The 18,365-nt window shown below is 61.4% G+C and carries 14 protein-coding genes and 1 pseudogene; 4 read left to right on the top strand and 11 right to left on the bottom strand.

Annotation, left to right across the window (positions count from 1 at the left end; genetic code table 11):
* Nucleotides 1-116: 116 nt before the first annotated feature.
* Nucleotides 117-827 (bottom strand): DUF4272 domain-containing protein, encoded by a 711-nt coding sequence (locus tag RL_RS36415; protein WP_011649454.1) that lies wholly within the window; start codon nt 825-827, stop codon nt 117-119.
* A gap of 199 nt (nt 828-1,026) precedes the next feature.
* Here RL_RS36415 and RL_RS40955 point away from each other — a divergent pair.
* A pseudogene (locus RL_RS40955) lies at nt 1,027-1,254 on the top strand (methyl-accepting chemotaxis protein); the annotation flags it as partial.
* 87 nt (nt 1,255-1,341) lie between these two features.
* On the opposite strand, the gene RL_RS36410 reads toward RL_RS40955, so the two are convergent.
* The 4 genes from RL_RS36410 to RL_RS36395 all read right to left on the bottom strand — a co-directional run bounded on the left by RL_RS36410 (nt 1,342) and on the right by RL_RS36395 (nt 7,820).
* Nucleotides 1,342-2,523, bottom strand: coding sequence for an alpha/beta hydrolase (locus tag RL_RS36410; protein WP_011649453.1), 1,182 nt, complete (start codon nt 2,521-2,523; stop codon nt 1,342-1,344).
* Between the two features lie 73 nt (nt 2,524-2,596).
* On the bottom strand, nt 2,597-5,668 hold the full coding sequence (locus RL_RS36405; protein WP_011649452.1) for an efflux RND transporter permease subunit: 3,072 nt from the start codon (nt 5,666-5,668) through the stop codon (nt 2,597-2,599).
* On the bottom strand, nt 5,665-6,750 hold the full coding sequence (locus RL_RS36400; RefSeq protein WP_011649451.1) for an efflux RND transporter periplasmic adaptor subunit: 1,086 nt from the start codon (nt 6,748-6,750) through the stop codon (nt 5,665-5,667). Before RL_RS36400 ends, RL_RS36405 begins: the two co-directional genes overlap by 4 nt.
* Nucleotides 6,747-7,820, bottom strand: coding sequence for an efflux RND transporter periplasmic adaptor subunit (locus RL_RS36395; RefSeq protein ID WP_011649450.1), 1,074 nt, complete (start codon nt 7,818-7,820; stop codon nt 6,747-6,749). The genes RL_RS36400 and RL_RS36395 overlap by 4 nt, the downstream gene beginning before the upstream one ends.
* Nucleotides 7,821-7,931: 111 nt before the next feature.
* Here RL_RS36395 and RL_RS36390 point away from each other — a divergent pair, with 111 nt between their 5' ends.
* Nucleotides 7,932-8,564: a TetR/AcrR family transcriptional regulator gene (locus RL_RS36390; protein WP_011649449.1), complete on the top strand. Its 633-nt coding sequence runs from the start codon at nt 7,932-7,934 to the stop codon at nt 8,562-8,564.
* A gap of 75 nt (nt 8,565-8,639) precedes the next feature.
* Nucleotides 8,640-9,719, top strand: a complete 1,080-nt coding sequence (locus RL_RS36385; RefSeq protein ID WP_173364468.1) for a LacI family DNA-binding transcriptional regulator — start codon at nt 8,640-8,642, stop codon at nt 9,717-9,719.
* A gap of 317 nt (nt 9,720-10,036) precedes the next feature.
* Here RL_RS36385 and RL_RS36380 read toward each other — a convergent pair whose 3' ends face one another.
* Entirely contained in the window at nt 10,037-11,089 is a 1,053-nt protein-coding gene (locus tag RL_RS36380; RefSeq protein WP_011649447.1) for an AraC family transcriptional regulator, read from the bottom strand.
* A gap of 244 nt (nt 11,090-11,333) precedes the next feature.
* Here RL_RS36380 and RL_RS36375 point away from each other — a divergent pair, with 244 nt between their 5' ends.
* Entirely contained in the window at nt 11,334-12,485 is a 1,152-nt protein-coding gene (locus tag RL_RS36375) for an ROK family transcriptional regulator (protein ID WP_011649446.1), read from the top strand.
* 274 nt (nt 12,486-12,759) lie between these two features.
* Here RL_RS36375 and RL_RS36370 read toward each other — a convergent pair whose 3' ends face one another.
* Genes RL_RS36370 through RL_RS36350 form a run of 5 tightly spaced genes read right to left on the bottom strand, consistent with a single transcriptional unit; the run spans nt 12,760 to nt 18,355 of the window.
* Nucleotides 12,760-13,806 (bottom strand): carbohydrate ABC transporter permease, encoded by a 1,047-nt coding sequence (locus RL_RS36370; RefSeq protein ID WP_011649445.1) that lies wholly within the window; start codon nt 13,804-13,806, stop codon nt 12,760-12,762.
* A gap of 1 nt (nt 13,807) precedes the next feature.
* Nucleotides 13,808-14,803, bottom strand: coding sequence for a carbohydrate ABC transporter permease (locus RL_RS36365; protein ID WP_011649444.1), 996 nt, complete (start codon nt 14,801-14,803; stop codon nt 13,808-13,810).
* A gap of 2 nt (nt 14,804-14,805) precedes the next feature.
* Entirely contained in the window at nt 14,806-15,912 is a 1,107-nt protein-coding gene (locus RL_RS36360; RefSeq protein WP_011649443.1) for an ABC transporter ATP-binding protein, read from the bottom strand.
* Nucleotides 15,900-17,264: a glycoside hydrolase family 28 protein gene (locus RL_RS36355; RefSeq protein WP_011649442.1), complete on the bottom strand. Its 1,365-nt coding sequence runs from the start codon at nt 17,262-17,264 to the stop codon at nt 15,900-15,902. The genes RL_RS36360 and RL_RS36355 overlap by 13 nt, the downstream gene beginning before the upstream one ends.
* Nucleotides 17,261-18,355, bottom strand: a complete 1,095-nt coding sequence (locus RL_RS36350; RefSeq protein ID WP_011649441.1) for a glycoside hydrolase family 88/105 protein — start codon at nt 18,353-18,355, stop codon at nt 17,261-17,263. The genes RL_RS36355 and RL_RS36350 overlap by 4 nt, the downstream gene beginning before the upstream one ends.
* Nucleotides 18,356-18,365 lie beyond the last annotated feature (10 nt).

The following is an 18,365-nucleotide window of genomic DNA, read 5'->3' as shown; positions in this document are numbered from 1 at the left end:
TCATATATCCGCGGGGCCAATCCCTTCGCCGGTCGGGCGCTCAGCCGATCATAATGCTATTTCGTAAAACATGCATCACCGCGTCGGTGCGGGGCCTGACCGGGCGCCCAGTAGCATCACGTGTCCGCGGAAATATCGTCCCAATCCTGGTCCATGTAGCCAATCAGCCAGTTGAGGGCGTAATGCCGTTCGTAGACCACGCCCTTGTCCAATCCGGCAGGTGGCTCCTCTCCCTTCAGCCGCGCGTTCACGGCGGCCCAATCGTAGCGGTAAATGAGGTCGGCGGCGTCCAGCAGCTCTTTCTGCGGACGAAGCTTGGCGCGACGCATCAACCCGTCCGTCCCCAGTTTGCGCAGCGTGTTCGCAATGAATGGCACGTCGCAAATATGGTCGGGACGTTCGAGATCGGAGCTGATCCCGAGCGCCCACAACATGACGTGCACGCCCTCGTAGCGCCAGGCGAAGTTCGCCCGGTCCTGATCCGTGGGATCGGGATCGTCCATGAACGCCCGTTCCTTCGGGGTAAAAAAGCTTGCCGCGTCGAACTGCCGGATGAGAGCCTGACCCATTTCGTGGTCGCCGGTCTCGCCTTTCACGGCGACGATCGCAAGAGCAACCGTGCGCTGAACAACAGCCTTTGTATTTCGGCGGATGCTCTCGCTCTCGGGCTCGATGGTCGGCAGATGATCGATGGTCGGCACGCCTTCCGATTGAAGCTGGGCGATAGTCCGAGCTTTGCGTGCCCCCGCTTCATCGGCGGGTTGCGAAACGGCGACCTGCATCGGAAGGATCAATGCGAGAAGGGCGGAAAATATGCGCTTCATCATTTCTGGCTCCCGTCATTCCTGATGCCGCATCGATAGGCATTTTCCTCAATCAGCGGGAGGCTCAGCACGAAGGCGGCGGCGATTTTCAGGAAAACTGGTAAACGGCATTTTTACATATGGAACAAATCGTTAAATTTCATTTCGATACAAAATTCCTTGGCCAACCCGGTATGAAGCCGGCGTTCGATGAGGACTTTCGATGCGTCGTCCAAACATAAAATCGAGCTTGCTATCGATTTTCAGCGGCATAGCTCTTCTTTTTGGTCTTGTCGCCTATCTCGCGGTCGACGGTCTTCGAAAGACGAACGCCTCCACTGAAGAAATTGCGACCCATTGGCTGCCGAGCGTTCAGGCTTCGCAAGCGATCAATCTCTCCATGACGAATTTGCGCCTCGCCTATCGTGATCACATCATCGCGCAGTCGGATGAGGCGCCCGGCGATTGCCGGGCGCTTTTCATTCGGTCAGGACGCGAAGGCCGGATTGCGCAGCGCGCCAACAGCGGCCAGTTCTCATCATTGCGAGCCGACGACACGCCCGGCCAGACGAAACGGACTTGCGACTGCGGCGCCGGCGGCATCGAAGACATAGGCGCCGACGTCACCGGCGCTCGACCGCCTGCCACTTTCGAAGGAGGCAAGCTGCGCGCCGAACTTGGCGAGCGATGCGTAGCGGTCATGCCCCAGCCCGTCGGATGCCTGGATCGACGTGATGTCGATGACCCGAAGCCTTTCCTTCAAGGCAGCCTCCCTGATGACGGGATCGTCGATATCGAGGCGTCCGACGCGCGCCCGCTCTCCCGCTATGAAGCTCGAGGCCACCAGCGCCCGGTCGTCCTTCGAAACGAGAAGGGATATCGGCATCGGCATCCGCCCGATATCCTTCAGCTGGGACCGGAAAACATCGACGTCGATGTCGGGGGCGGCGAGGATCACCGCCAGTTTGCCGATGACGTCGTCGCGATGCTGCAGTTTGAGCTCGCGCACCGTCTCCATGACCAGAAATCCGCCCATGCTGTGTCCGAAAAGGATGATGCGTTTCACCTTTCCTGACGCCGAGAGCGAGGTCACAAGCGAGTCGAGATCGCTGCGCGAGGAGAGAGCCGCATCGCGATCGGCGACATAGCCGGCGACGGCTGCGGCCGAAGGCCACGAAAACAGAATCGGAGAGCCCGGAATGTTGGCGTCCGCGGCGATCTGCGCGGTGCGAAACAGCGCCTCCTGATAGCTATAGTTATAGCCATGCACGAAGATGCCGACAGTGCCGTCGGACTGCGTAGAGCGGAGCGCCTCCTCTACGAAGGCGTCCTTTGCAAGCTGCTTGCGCCCGATGACGGCAAATTGGCGTTCGGGATCCGGTCTCGAGGTCGGATAGGTGATCGCGGTGTCCTTCCGGCCGGGAGGGACCGAAAACGCATATTGCTCGTAGGTGAGATTGTCAGCCCAGGTGCTGCCGAACCCGCCGCGTGCGGTGTCGAGGCTCCTGTTCGTCGCAGCGAGCACACTCACCCGGCTTGGGGCGGCTTCATCGGAGTGAAGCGATGCATTCAGATGAGCTGGGAGATGAACGGGCTGATGGACCGGGTTCAACACATCGGGCGACGGTCTCGTGGCGCAACCGGCGAGCATCGCCAGGCCGATTGCGACCAGCATCGCCTTGGCTCCCATCGGAAACCCGTTCAAACGCTGTTCCGTCATCGAGCTCTCTCCTCGGAGACCAGGACATGCAGCCGCCGCGGCGGCCGCATGCGATGGACGTAAAGGCCCATGCTCATGCCTTTGCCGCGGCTTCGGCCTGAACACCTTCATCCCTCGGGATCCTGAACCATGCGACGTAGAGCGCAGGCAGAAACAGCAGGGTGAGCGCGGTTCCGACGACGATGCCGCCCATCATGGCGTAGGCCATCGGCCCCCAGAAGATCTCGCGCGAGATCGGGATAAGTGCCAGCGTGGCCGCCGCGGCCGTCAGCATGATCGGCCGCATGCGGTGTTCAGTGGCCTCGATGACCGCCTGCCAGGGCGCCATTCCTTCGCTGCGTAGGTGCTCGATCTGGACGACCAGGATGACGGAGTTGCGGATCAGGATGCCGATCAGAGCCAGCACGCCGAGGATCGCGACGAAGCCCATGGGAGCATTGCTCAGCAAAAGTGCTGCGACCACGCCGATCAGGGCCGTCGGCGCAACCGCGAACACCAGGAAGAGGCGGCTGAAGCTTTGCAGCTGGATCATCAGGATCGTCGCCATCGCAAACAGCATCAGCGGAGCGACCGCCACGATCGGCCCCTGTGAGTCGGCGCTGGATTCGACCGCCCCGCCCACTTCCACCTTGTATCCCACGGGAAGGTTTTTCTGAAATTCTTCCACCTTGGGCTTGAGTTGGTCGACGATCGTAGCCGGTTGCGTCGGACCGACGACGGCCGCCTTGACCGTTATGGTGGGCTGCCTGTCACGACGCCAGATCGTCGGCTGCTCGAGCTCATAGCGGAAATTGGCCACGGCGGAGAGCGGCACGACCTTGCCGTTGGAGGTGGAAAGCTGAAGATTCTGCAGCGTCTGGATGGAGTCGCGCTCGGATGCCCTGGCGCGGCCGATGACGTTGACCAGGTAGATGTCGTCTCGAACCTGGGTGGCCGTCGAGCCTTCGACGATGCCGTTAAGGGCGGTGGCGATATCCTCGGAGGATACGCCGAGTTGGCGCGCCTTATCCTGCAGGACATCGACCTTCACGACGCGAGACGGCTCATTCCAATCCAGGACCATGTTCGCCAGAAGCGGGTGCGATCCGATGACGCCGGCAAATTTCTGGGAGAGATCGCGGACCTTTTGAATATCAGGGCCGCTGACCCGGTACTGGACCGGCTTGCCGACCGGCGGACCGATGTCGAGAAGCTTGACGAAGGCGTCGGTGCCGGGGAAGGTCTTGGTCAGATAATCCTGCAGTTCCGTCCGCACCTTGTCGCGCACGTCGAGCCCCTTGGTGACGATGATGGTCTGTCCGAACGACACGTTGGGCGTCTGCACGTCGAAGGACAGGATGAAGCGCGGGGCGCCCTGGCCGACATAGGTCGTCCAATGATCGATATCGTTGTTGTCGGCCAGCATCTCCTTTTCGAATCTGGCCATCTGCCTGTTGGTTTCGGCGATCGAACTGTTGTGGGGGAGGTTCCAGTCGATGATGAGCTCGGTCCTGTCCGAGCTGGGAAAGAACTGCTGCTGCACCAGCCCCATGCCGCCAATCGAAAGCCCGAAAACGCCGACCGTCAGAATGATGGTGACCCAGCGCCAGCGCATCGCCAGGCCCAGGAGCCGGGAGAAGACCGAGGCGAAGCGGCCCTTCTTCTCGTGATGCGATTTCATCGTCTTCGGCAGGATCGTGACGCCGAGAAGCGGCGTGAACAGCACCGCCACCACCCAGGAGACGATCAGCGAAACCGCGATGACCACGAAAAGCGTGAAGGTGAATTCACCGGCAGCGCTGTTGTTGAGACCAACCGGAATGAAGCCCGCTACGGTGACGAGCGTTCCCGTCAGCATCGGAAAGGCGGTCGACGTATAAACGTGGGTGGCGGCCTTCCTGAGATCGTCGCCCGCCTCCAGGCGGGCCACCATCATCTCGACGGCGATCATGGCATCGTCGACAAGCAGCCCGAGCGCGATGATGAGCGCGCCGAGCGAGATGCGCTGAAGCGAAATGCCGGAATACTCCATCACCACGAAGGTGATCGCCAGGACGAGCGGAATGGAGATCGCCACCACCATGCCGGCGCGAAGACCGAGGCTGATGAAGCTGATGATCAGCACGATGACGATCGCTTCGAAGAGCGCGCGAGTAAACCCGGACACCGCTTCGTCGACAACGGCCGGCTGATCGGAAACACGGTGGACATCCACGCCGATCGGAAGGTCAGCGACGACACGTTTCATCTGCGCGTCGAGCCCCTCGCCGAACTCCAGAAGATTGGCGCCCTGCTTCATGCCGATCGCAAGCCCGATCGCAGGCTGGCCGTTGAACCGGAACAGCGACGACGGCGGATCCACGTAGCCGCGTTTGATCGTGGCAACGTCGGTCAGCGGAAAGAAGCGGTCGTTGACCCGAAGATTGATCGATCTCAGACTTTCCTCGGACGTGAATTGTCCACTCACCCGCAAGGCGATGCGCTCCGGCCCGGCGTCGACGAAGCCGGACTGCGTGACGGCATTCTGCGCCTGCAGGGTCTGGATGACCGACTGCTGGTCGATCCCGAGTGCTGCGATCTGGCGTGTGGAGAATTCGAGATAGATCGCCTCGTCCTGGGCGCCGACCACATCGACCTTGCCGACGTTGGGAACGGTCAGGACCTCGGAGCGGGCGTTTTCCACGAGATCGCGAAGCTGGCGCTGGGTAAGGCCGTCGCTGGTGAAGGCGTAGATATTTCCGAACACGTCGCCGAAGCGATCGTTGAAGAAAGGACCGACGACGCCGGTCGGGAAATCGCCCTTGATGTCGGCGATCATGTTGCGGATGCGCAGCCAGGTGGGAGCGACATCCTTTGCCTTGGTCGTCGGCAGCAGCTCGACGAAGACCGTCGTCTGGCCGGCAACGGTCTCGCTCTTGGTGTAATCCAGCGATTCCAGTTCCTGGAGCTTCTTCTCGATCCTGTCGGTCACCTGCCGCGTCACTTCTTCGGCGGAGGCGCCGGGCCACTGGGCGGTGATCACCATCGTCTTGATTGTGAAGTTCGGGTCTTCCTCGCGGCCGAGCTTCACGTAGGAGAAAGCGCCTGCGAGAATGAAGACGATCAGGAAGTACCAGACGAGCGAACGGTGTTCGAGCGCCCAGTCGGAAAGGTTGAAGGATTTCACTGGCTGATCTCCTGGTCGATCCTGATGGCCTGGCCATCTTCAAGTTTATGCACGCCTGCCACGACGACCCTTTCTCCGGGGGCGAGCCCCTCGGTGACGCGGACGCTGCCGCCGTCTTCGACGTCGCCGTCGATCTTCACGCGGCGAAGCGATACCTTCCTGGCCGGCGCATCGACGATCCAGACGCTCGGGCCGTCGCTGCCGACAAGGATTGCGGAGGAAGGCAGGACGATCTGCGGATCGGCTGCAATGGTTGCCGAGGCTGATATGACCGAGCCCAGCCGGAAGGTCGCGGGAGGATCGCTCAGCGCGATCTTGGTCCTGCTCGTGCGGGTGGAGGTCTCCGCCTCTGGTGCTATTTCACGCACGATCCCGGACGTGCGGATGGTCGGATCGAGCTGCAGCATCACCTCGAAGGGCGCGCCGATCTTCAGTTTCTGGGCGGCTGCCTGGGGTACGTCGACCACGGCATCGCGCTTATCCGGCCGTGCGATGGTCACGACCGTCTGGCCGGCCGACACCACTTGTCCGACCTCAGCAGAGGTCGCCGTCACCACCCCGTCGAATTCCGCCCGAAGCTGCGCGTAGCCGAGTTGCTCCGTGGCCTTGTCGAGATTGGCCTGTGCCTTGGCGACGGCTGCGGCCGCCGTCCGCCTTGCCTGTTCGGCCTCTTCGAGCGAGGCTTCGGTGCCTGAGCGCGACTCCAGCAACGCGCGCTGGCGCTGCTCTGTGGTCACCGCGTTCCTGAGCTGGGCGTCGCTGTTCTCTACGTCCGACTGCGCGTTGCGCACGGCAAGCTCCAGCGCCAGCGGATCGATGGCGGCAACAACATCATCCTTCTTGACGAGATCGCCGACATTGACGTTGCGGGCGATCATCCGCCCGAGAATCCGGAAGCCGAGTTCGGTCTCGATCGTCGGTTCGATCGTGCCGGTCAGGCTTAAGCTCGAAGACGACGTTGGCTTGACCGTCGTCGACAGCACGGGACGGGGCGCTTCCTCCTTGCTTTCCTCCTGCGGCGTGCAGGAGGAGATCAGGGCCGTACCCATCATCAGTGCGACTATCTTGGGACGAATAATCACTTGGAAGCTTCCTTGACATAAGACACGATTTCACCCGGCCTGAGGAACTTGGTTCCGTCGGCCACCACGACCTCTCCGTCCGACACGCCTGACTTGACGATGAAGCTGCCGGTCTCGTAGCCGGAGACATCCACTGCCCTTGCCGAAACCGCAGACGATGCGGGATCGACAATCCAGACGGCCGGCTTGCCGTCCTTGGATGTCATGGCGGACCAGGGAAGCTGGATGACGTCCTGCGAGACATAATTGAATCTTCCGACGACGGGAGCGCCGAGAGGGATCGCAGCGTCGCTCGATATCGCGACCTTGACCTTGATGGTTCCGGTGGAGGAATCGATCGTCGGCGAAATCTCGCGAACCTTCGCCGCGATCTTCTGCGAGGGGTTCGACAGAAGGGCCACGGTCCCGTCGCCGTCGATCGGCCGCAGGAACGCGCTTTCGACCACTTCAAAGACGGCATCCCGGTCGCCGTCATGGGCAAGCGTGAAGACGACCTGGGCGGCCTGCGCCACCTGCCCGACCTCGGCATTGCGGGCGGTGATCATCCCGTCGGCGTCCGCCTTCAGCTCTGTGTAGGACAGAGTATCCTGAGCGGTTTCCAACAGCGCCTGCGCCGACTTCGTCGATGCCTGTGCGGTCAGAAGCGCCTCCTGCGCCTGGTCGAGTGCCGCACGCGTCGTAACCTGCGTTCGAAACAGGCTCTGCTGGCGGTCGTATGCGAGCTGCGCCTGGGTTTGCTGCGCCTCAGCCGACTGAAGATTGGCAGCTGCCACATCCAGCTCGGCCTTCTGCTCTTCGGGATCGATCCGCGCGAGGAGCTGCCCCGCCTTCACGGACTGTCCGACTTCCACCAGCCGCTCGACGATCTTGCCGCTGACGCGGAAGGACAGATCGGTCTGGACACGGGCGCGGACTTCGCCGGTGACCGCGCCACCTTGGACCAGCGGCTCAGGCTTGGCGACGACGACACCGACCTGCCGTGCGGTTGGCTCAGTCGGCCCGCGCTCATCGCTGCATGATCCGAGACCGACGGCGCATACGATCGCTGTGGCGACCAGAATGGTTCTCATAGTTGACCTCTTGCTCTCAACGGCAGCTGCTATATAATTGACTGACCCATTAGTCAATGAAGCTTTGCGCCCGCAGGGACGAGGGCGTGCGCAACAAGGGAGGCGAGGCAAATGGCAGCTCAGAAGAAGATCACGCGCGCGGAACAGAAAGCGCTGCGGCCCATCCAGATCCTGGATGCCGCCTTCGAGGAATTCGTGCGATGCGGTTTCGCGGGCACACGCGTCGAAGACATCGCCGACAGGGTCGGCGTCACCAAGGGTACGGTGTATGTCTACTTCGAGACGAAGGAGAAGCTTTTCGAAGCCATGATCCACCACTTCTCCGTGCCGTTTCAGGAACTGCTGGGGATCACCGAGAGCCTCAGCGGCAGCGCCACCGACCGGCTGATTTCCATTCTCGGCCTGCTCTACGAACAAATCGCCGAGGATCGCACGACCCGCGAGCTGACGCGGCTCGTCATTGCGGAAGGACACCGGTTCCCCGACCTGATCGACCGCCACCACGATCAGTTCATTGAGCCGATCATCGCCAAGGTCGACTCTCTCATTCTCGAGGGTGTGGCGTCAGGGGAGTTTCGCGAAGTTCCGGTGGAATTCTCCGAAATCGTGGTCGCGCCCATCCTGACGACAACAGTTCTGCGGCTGATATTCGACGACCGCCGCGTGCCCACTCCCAACAAGGAGGCCTTCCTGCAGGCCTATTTCGACCTGCTGCTCAACGGCCTGCTTGCCAAACCTCACTGATGGCCGAATGACGAATAATTCCGCGCCAAACACGTAGATTTTTTGAAGTTTTTATGTAAAAACATCGAGTTAGCTATGCCTTCGAAGGCACGACCTCAATTCGTGACGGAAAAAGTGGAACGCAAAGTCAATCTCAAGGATGTCGCGCGCGATGCTGACGTATCGCTGAGCACAGCCTCGCACGCACTGAACGGAACCGCGCCGCTGACGGTCGAGGTTCGCGAGAGGGTTCTCGATTCGGCAAAACGCCTAGGTTACCTCGACCGCCGGCGGAAGAAAGCGACGATCGCGACCTTACGCGTCCTGCTTCTCGCCATTCCCGACGATGCCGCGCCGGAGAGCGACCTCAACCTGGTGAGCTGGACGATCCTCAACGGCCTTCGACGGGAGTGCGAGCGCCGCGGGATCAGGATCGTACCCTTTGTCAGCACCGGCCGGCGCATCGACGGCGCGCAGGTCAGGCAGCTCGCGCTTGCGGAGCGCGCTGACGGCATCGTGGTCCTGAACGACGATCAGCCGGAACTGATCCGAAGCCTCGCCTCCCCCGATATGCCTGTTGTCATCGTCAACGGCGAAGACCCCGCCATGCTGGTCGATACGGTCACCCCCGAAAACCGCTTCGGGGCGCGGCTCGGCATCGAGCACCTGCTGGCGCTCGGGCATCGCCGCATTCTGCATCTGACATGGAAAGGCCGCACGACGATCCAGCGCCGATATGACGGCTTTTCCGATGCCTATCTTGCCGCCCAGCTTCCGGTGCCTGATAATATGGTCGTCGAGGCCGAGGGATATGAGCCCAGGCACGGCGAGGCTGCCATCAACGCGCTGCTCGACCGCGATGCCACGGTGAAAGGGGCGACCGCCGTCTTCTGCGCGGCCGACAATCTGGCGCTCGGCTGCCTGAAGGCATTGGCCGATCGTGACATACGCGTGCCGGAAGCGATTTCTGTCCTGGGATTCGACGACATCGTCCCCGGCGAATTCAGCCGTCCGCCGCTCTCGACGGTCAGCGTTCCCACAGACAAGCTCGGGGCTGCCGCTTTGGCGCTCATCGAACAGAGGCTGATCGCCAACGATCCGCAGCGGCCGGCCCATCGCCTGGAACTCGGATGCCATCTCGTCCTGCGTGGCAGCATCGCACCGCCGCGCTCCTAGAGCCTTTCCGGGTTAGATTGAAGCATTCTGCCGGAGCAGGTTTTCGTCAGGGCAAAGGCGATTGGCGAAGGGCATACCCCCAGGTACGTCCGAGCCGATCTCCTTTGATCCTGGCGGGAAGATGCCCGGCCCTTCGGGTTGGCTGAAACGGGCCGGCTGATCGACCGGCCGGCTTGGCCGTAGAGCCGGGCTACGACGCGCGCCAGCCGGTCGACCATCCGACTCCGTTTGAGCCCACAGAATGCTTCAATCTAACCCGGAAAGGCTCTAGAGCATGATGTTGTCCGAAAACCGTTCACACTTTTCGGCGTCCTTCTTTATCGCAAGCGCTCAGCCCGCAGGCGCGTATCGCGCGGGCTTTCTCCAAAGGCGCTGCGGTAGATAATAGAGAACCTGCCGGCATGAGAAAAACCCCACATCGCGCAGATTTCGCGGACGGATCGCTGATTCATCGGATCCTGCAACTGGTCGCGGGCTGCCTGCAGCCTGATCGTGCGCAAGTAACCGGCCGGTGAAGTTCCCCGGAAGGCCCTGAAACCGGTTTGCAGCGCGCGAAGTGAAACACCGACACCATCGGCAACCATCGTCATGGTGAGGGGCTCTGCGATATTGGCGTGCATATAGTCGATAGCACGCCGGACATGCCACGGCGCGACCAAACACACTTTCTGTTTTTCCAAATGGCCGGAAAGACGGTGGCGGCCAAACCGAATCACAAGGTTAGCGAGCGTTTCACTCATCGCCGCCAAGGCCAGAGGTGAAGACAGAAGCGGACCGCCATTGCGCATGCCCTGCACGATCGTCTGCACCAGACTGCCGATAAGCTGACCCGATGGTGTTGCGAGATCCACAACGGGCTCAAGGTCAAGCGACTCGAGGATCGGCGTTTCCACCAGTGAAACGAGCATTCGCCTGACAATTTTCCAGTCCAGGAAGAGAGCATCCGAGCAGTGCGGGCCTTGGATGAAACGATCGCCAGCTTCGTGGTTGTTGGCCATGAGAAGATGACCCGCTCCACTTTCAACCACCTTTCTTCCAATGGACAGCCGGAAGGATCCCGTGTGCGGAATGTAAAACGCAAGGTGTTGCGGCGTCTCATCGAGCGTTCGTATTGTCCAGGAGCTCTGATAGACGGAATGAAGTGCCGTAAATGCCTCACTTGTTCTCAAGTCCGCTGCCCAGGCAAAGGCCCGGTCGTTGCTCAGCGGCTTCGCGCCAAACACCCCGTAGCCTGCAGAATAGGCACGAACCATCGACTCGAAGTCACTGCCTTCATGCGTTGGCGCAAACCCGTATGCGTCACGCTCGGGAGCGCGCGCCGTATTTTCGGATCTCAACGATATCTGCAACTCGGTTCTTTCCTCTTCCACACCCCGACCCGCCTATCAAGCGCTCCATCTCGCTTGAGATCGCTGCGTCGCCGATATCGTGCCTTCCAAACGCATGGGGCACGATCACCTCCACCTTCGTGAATTGCTGTCATTCGGCTGGCTTGGCCAACCTCGATGAAGTAAGCAGAGCCGGCAAACCGGGGATCGAATTCCCTGTTTGACAGAAGCAAAATGCCCTCCCAATGTGGTTCACACTCACAGTGTAAATTAAAACGAACCGAAAATGAAGTATGATCCGCTAAACCATGTTGCCGCGCATTTTTTGCGAGACACACAACCCGTGCGCGTAGCTTCCCGCAACGAGCGTGATCTGTTGCGGCTGATCTGGAAGTCTCCGGGGATCGAGCGCTCCGACCTGACAGAGCCGCTCGATCTCACCCAGCAATCGTTGCACAGGATCGTCGCGCGGCTTCATGAGCGAGGAATGCTCGTCTTTTCCCATTCGGAAACCCGGCGCCCGGGACCGCCCAGCCCGGAGCTGACCCTTCGCAAAGAATGGTGTTTAACCCTGGGCATCTCCGTGAACGTCGGTTCGATCGGCCTTTGCCTCATGGGTTTCGGCGAGCCTTTGGAAAAAATGGAAATCCCACAGGCGGGCTCCTCGCTATCCGCTGAAATGGAGCGGATCGAAGCGGCGGTCGAAGAGCTTCTTGCCCGCCGGGGCGCCAAACGGCGTGACGTCCTCGGCGTCGGCCTGGCCGTCGCCGGCCACCGTATGCTGGAGACGGCCTTCAATTGCCCCTTGCCGCTCGCTCATTGGTCATTGATCGACCTGGCACCTTTGCTTGGAGAGCAACTTGGCCTGCCGGTCTGGGCAGACAATGTCGCCAGGACCGCAGCCTTGGCGGAAGCCATTTTCGGTGTCGGCCGGGATGTCGCGGATTTCGCCTACATCGCCCATCTTCATGGCTATGGCGGCGGCCTGGTTTCCGGAGGCATGCCGTTTCGCGGCAATTTCGGCAACGCCGGCGAATTTTCCGTTCTCTTCGGACGTCAGGACTATGAGGAACGCCCTGCACTCGGCGTCCTGCTTGAACATCTTCGTTCCAAGGGGCGCTCGAACTTGACCCTGAGAGACCTGAAGGACGAGAAGCTGATGGACTGGGATGGTGTCACGGAGTGGGTCGACCGCGTCACGCCGGCCCACAATCGAGCCATTAATGCGATCTGCGCAATATTTGATCCGGCATTGATCGTCCTCGGCGGCGAGCTTCCGCATTCACTGGCGAGAATGCTGATCGAACGCACAGACTTCAACAATCTGCCTCGGCATGGCGTTTTACGCGATGTTCCCAGGCTTGCCGTGGCACAGATAACCGATGCCCCCGGCGCAATCGGCGCGGCCCTGATCCCGCTCTTCGAAACCGTTTTGTGATATTTGCAGGACGCCGTAGCATTTTGAAATCGTCGTCAACATAGCCTAAAACGGCCGCCCATCAGGTCGCGGAGACCGCCGGCCCCGATGGCAATCGCTACGCTCGCCGCGGAGCCGCCCACAAAATGGACGACGATTTTGAGAGCCATGCACAAAGACAAACACCGAAACGCGCCGCATGAACCAGGTTCAATGCGACGCGCCTCAGCCGGGAGGAAGACGTGGTAGGGGTCGTTCGGCGATTGCGGGGAGGTCTAGCTCCACGCCTTGCCGCTCATTTCATGCCTGTTCCGGCGATGCCCGTGGTGATGTATTTCTGCAGGAACAGGAAGACGACGGTGACAGGCAGCAGGCTGAGGAACGTCATCGCCAGGATATAGTGCCACTGCACCGAGAACTCTCCCTGGAATGCATTCAGGCCGACCTGCAGGGTGAAATTCTCGCGGCTGTTGAGGACGATGAGCGGCCAGAGGAAGTCGTTCCATCGCCAGAGTACGGAAAAGATCGCCAGCACCGCGAGCGCCGGCGCCGTCAGCGGCAGGATGATGCGCCAGAAGATGCAGAATTCGCTCGCCGCATCGACGCGCGCCGCCTCTATCAGCTCGTCGGGTATGGTCAGCATATATTGCCGCAGCAGGAAGACGGCGGTCGGAGAGGCGACCGTCGGCAGGATGACGCCCCAGAGGTTATCGGCAAGCCCGACCCCGACGATGACGAGATAGGCCGGCACCATGACGACCGCGAGCGGGATCATCAGCGTTGAAATGATGATGACGAAGACCGTCGTATCCCCTGCAAATTTGTATTTTGACAGGGCGAAGGCCGCCATGGCGTTGACGATGAGCGTCAGAAGCGTTGCGACGAAGGTGACGAACACTGAATTCTTGAGGAAGGTCAGGAAGTTGAAGCGCGTTAGCGGATCGGTGTAATTCTGCGTGGCGACCGTCAGCTTCTGCACCGGCGTCATCCCCTTGACGTCGACGCTGACGGGTGGTCCCGGATTTGCGGGATCGACCATCTGGGCCTTGAGGCCGATGCGGCGGACCATGGCCATTTCGCGCATCTGGCCGTCGACGGTAACCTTCCAGAGGCTCAGCGGCTTGTCGAAGCCGGGCACGGTCTGCTCGACGGCGGCCCGAGGAAGCAGCGTCGGCGGAAACCGGGTGATCTCGGCGGCCGGCTTCAGCGAGGAGAGGCCCGCCCAGAGGACCGGAAGCAACACCACGAAGGTTCCGCCGATCAGCCAGACCCATGACAATATGTCGGTTATATCGATGCGTCCGGCCCGGCGTGTGCGCGTGAAAAAGCTGATCGGGTTCATCTCAGGACTCCATTCGCTTGCCGACGCGCAGCTGTATGAGGGTGAGAACCAGAAGCACCAGCCCCATGAGAACCGATGCCGCGGATGCGAGACCGAAGAGGCGAAGATCGCTGCCGAATGCCATCTGGTAGATATACTGGACGATGAAGCTGTTGGCCGTGCCGGGGCCGCCGCCATTGGTCAGAACCCAGGCCTCGTCGAAGATCTGGACGGACTTGATCATCAAAAGAATGAACACGACCAAGAGGTTCGGGGCCAGCAGGGGAAGCGTGATCCTGAACAGCGTGCGGCGCGGCGAAGCGGCATCGATGGAGGCAGCCTCGTAGAGTTCCTTCGGGATAGCCTGGAGGCCGGCGAGCAGAATGAGCGTGTAAAAGCCCATGTGGAACCAGACCGACACCACGACGACGAAGAAGCGCGACCAGCCGACGTCGAGCAGGAAGATCTCCGGGGGGATGCCGATCATCTGGAAGAAAGCGTTCAGCAGCCCGTTACGATCGAGAAACCATTTCCAGATGAGGCCGATGACGACGGGCGACAGCAGGACGGGATAAAAGAACATCGCCCTGAAGAAGCCGCGCGCGACGATCGCCCGATTGAGGATCAGCGCCGTGATCAGCGCCACCAGCAATGTGGCGACGACATTGAGGGCCACGAACCAGAGCGTATTCCACACAGCCGTCCAGAACAGCGATTCCTGGCAGGTTCCCGGCTGCAGATAATTGCCGCAGGAAAGCAGCGTGCGGAAATTATCCAAGCCGACGAAGGGACGCTCCGAGACGAAAAGATTGGTGCCGCCGGTGAAGGCGTACCCGATCGCGATCGCGATCGGAAGGAACGTGAAGATGGCGAACAGAACGAGGTTCGGCGCCAGGAACAGCCATGGCATACGCTTGCGGCCGAAGATGCGCTCGATCACATTTATCGGGGCTTCGACCACTCTCATCGCCGTTTCCCCTGTCTGGGACAGCAATGCACCTGCCTTGAGCGCCGCCATGTTCAGCGCCTCCCCTGCCCGGGCCGCCGGGCAAAAGCCAGGCCGCTTTCGGGATCGAACAGATGAACCCGGCCCGGGGCGGCGTCGATCAGGATGTGATCACCGGGCGCCGGCGCGAAGTGGCCGGCCTCATGAATGATGATCTGCTCGTCATGGCCTGCAAGGTTGCCATAGACATAGGTCTCGGTGCCGAGGCCCTCGTGATACTGGACGATGAACGGCAAGCCCTGCTCGCTGGAGCGTGAAAAATGCGCGGGCCGGATGCCGGCGAGAACAGCCTGTCCGACCGCAATGCCGGCGGGATCGACATCGCTGACGACCTTGCCACCATTGCCCACATCGATGACGACGCCGCTTTCCTCGATGCCAGCGACCTTGCCCTTGATGATGTTCATGCGCGGCGAGCCGAGGAAGCCGGCGACGAAGAGATTGCGCGGGCTGTCGAACAGGTCCAGCGGCGCTCCGACCTGCTCGACCCGCCCGGCGCGCAGCACGACGATCTTGTCTGCCATCGTCATCGCCTCGACCTGGTCATGCGTGACATAGATCATCGTCGTCTTGATCTCACGGTGGAGCTTGGTGATCTCGGCCCGGGTCTGCACGCGCAAGGCGGCGTCGAGATTGGACAGCGGCTCGTCGAAGAGGAAAATGTCAGGTTCGCGCACGATGGCCCGGCCGATCGCCACGCGCTGGCGCTGGCCGCCCGAAAGCTGCTTCGGGCGCCGGTCCAGATAGGGTTCGATCGCCAGCATCCTGGCGGCTTCGGCAATCCGCGCCTCGATCTCGGCGCGTTTGAATTTCAGGTTCTCCAGGCCGAAAGCGAGGTTCTTGCGAACGCTCATATGCGGATAGAGCGCGTAGGACTGGAAGACCATTGCGATCTTGCGCTCTGCCGGCGAGAGCGCGCTGACGTCGCGGCCCCCGATCGCGATTGCGCCCTCCGTGACCTCTTCGAGGCCGGCGATTACACGCAGCAAGGTCGACTTGCCGCATCCCGACGGACCGACGAAGACGACGAACTCGCCGTCTTGGATATCGAGTTCGACGTCATGCAGGACTTTGACCGAGCCATACGACTTGTTGACGCTGGAAAGTTTTAGTTCTGCCATGTCCCACTCCCATCAGGTGCCGCCGTTTCGAAGACAGCGTCGTTTTTGTTCCAGCCTTGCGGCAGGGGTGTCGGCCTCGTGATCCGCACCTCGTTCATCGATATCCCGGCGACATCAGCCACGTAGACGGCCGGCATTCCTCCCGGATAGTGCTCAAGACCGATCACTCGCCCGTCCGACCCGCGGGTCCAGGCATTGGCGCGGCCGCCGCCATCGGCTTTCGGGGAAAGGTCGGCGTTCGTTGGACGCAAATCGTAGGACCGCGCCGTGCCGAGTTGGCCCGGCTGCTGGTCTATAGCGATGCGCGCCAACGATGCGTTCCGGATGCCGGCCGACGAGGTCGAAATGACCGTGATCGCCCCCTCCATCCGACCGGTGATGTCCTCGACGATGAGATTTTCGATGGCGCCCGCCGTGCGTTCCGCGACACGATCGACGACATTGACCGTCAGCGCCTCCCCCGAGCCCCAGAAACCATCGGGGGTCTCGCGGCACTCTACCGCAATTCTCGAAAACCTTACGTTCGATATCCGGCCGCCGTCGCGGGAAAAGACACCCAGCGCCCTGTTGGAGGATGAGACGCTGCAATCCTCGAACACGACATTGGTGACGTCGCCATGCGTTTCCGTGCCGATCTTCAACGCGCAGCTGAGGCTCTGAACGGAGCAGCGGCGGACGAGAATATTCTCGCATCGCCCGATGGCGACACGATCAGGGCCGATGCTCGTCTTCAGGCATATGCCGTCGTCGGCCGTCGATATCCGGCAGTCCTCGATGACGGCGCCGCGGCAGGCATCCAGCACGATGCCGTCGGTGTTGGGAAGGCGGCGGTCGTTGTCGATGGTCACGTTCCTGACGGCGACATCGGTGCAGTTGACGAAGTGCAGCGTCCACATCGGCGACCGGCAGATATGGACGGAGCTGATCTCGACCTCGTCGCAACCCTCGAAGACGACGACGCGAGGCCGAAATTCGGCCGGGATGAAGGTTCCCACCGTCTCGTCGTCTCCCACAATGAAGCTCTCACAACCGGCTTCGATGCGGCCCGCCCCCGTCAGGCTGATCCGCCGTGCATCCTTGGCAACGATCATCCCGCGGTCCGATTTTTCGGCGATCACCGAAACACTCGTATGCGCATAGGCGGCATAGTCCGGAACGGGACGCAGGATCGCGCCGGCGGCCAGATGAAGGTCGACACCGGATCTGAGCTGGAGCCCGCGGCAGATATGGATGCCGGCCATGAGCTCCACGCGTCCGCCGCCCGAAGCCGACAGGCCGTCGATGGTCGCCTGCAGGCGCACCGTATCGTCGCCCTGCGCCGGGTCGATCGCGACGAGAGATAGAGGGCTCATTGGCGATTGCCGTTCTCGAGAAAAACTTCCGTCAGGAGCAGCATGGTCAGCGCCTGGCCATAAGGCGTCGGCACGTTCGGAATGCGCCTGTAGAAATCGAGGTCATGGCCCATCGGCGTGCCGTCCGAGACGCCGTGGACGACGCCTTCTTCGTCGATCTGCGCCAGCACCGCCGCAAGCGCGCGCTCCGCATAGGCCCTGTCGTCCTTGTCGAGAATGCCGGCATCGATGGCGCGCAATATGCCATAGGCAATGCCTGCCGTGGCTGAGGTTTCCAGCGGCGAAGACGGATCGTCCAGAAGCGTCGTGAACATGCCGTCCGGCCGCTGGTATGCTTTCAAAGAGCGCACCTGGCTGACGAGAACATTCGACAGAAAACGCCGGTCCTTCTCGCCAAGCGTCGGAACGAGGTCGAAGAGCTCGGGGATGGCGACGGTGATCCATGCATTGCCGCGCGCCCAGAAGGCATTGGCGAAATTGTGCCGCCCGTTGAAGGTCCAGCCATGATACCAGAGCCCGCTGACCGGGTCGGAAAGGTAGCGGGTGTGGATCACGAACTGATAGACGGCCTCGTCGATCCATTCGCTGCGCTCGCAGAGCACGCCGGCCCGGGCGAGAAACAGGCAGGCCATGAACAGCGTATCGTCCCACAATTCGCCCTCGTTGAGACGCTCCTTGACGACGTGCTGAAAGCCGCCGTCTTCGGTCTTCGGCAGTTCCTTGACGAGCCATTCGGCCCAGTCCTCGACGAGAGCACGAAAATCGGGACGGTCGACATGCTGGACGAGGATTGCAAGCGGCAGCATCGGCGCCGTGCTGTTGATCTGGCGCGGCGGCAAGCCGCGTTCGATCTGGCCGGCATACCAGGCGACGAGTTCCTGCAGCGCTTTCTGATCATTGGTGGAAATGGCGCGCCGCAGGAAGCCGTAAAGACCGACGCCGACTTCCCAGTCCCATTCGTCGAACTGGATTCCGGAGGCGGAATTTCCCGTCACGAGACCTTCCTTGATGCCTCTGAGCCGGCTGAAAGCCGTTGCCACGCGATCGATCGTCGTCAGGAGGGCGGCGTTATCGACAGATGTTGTGTTCATGCTGGAGACC

The sequence above is a fragment of the Rhizobium johnstonii 3841 genome, assembly GCF_000009265.1.
Lineage (GTDB): Bacteria > Pseudomonadota > Alphaproteobacteria > Rhizobiales > Rhizobiaceae > Rhizobium > Rhizobium acaciae.
This window is presented reverse-complemented; position numbering and strand designations above follow the sequence as displayed.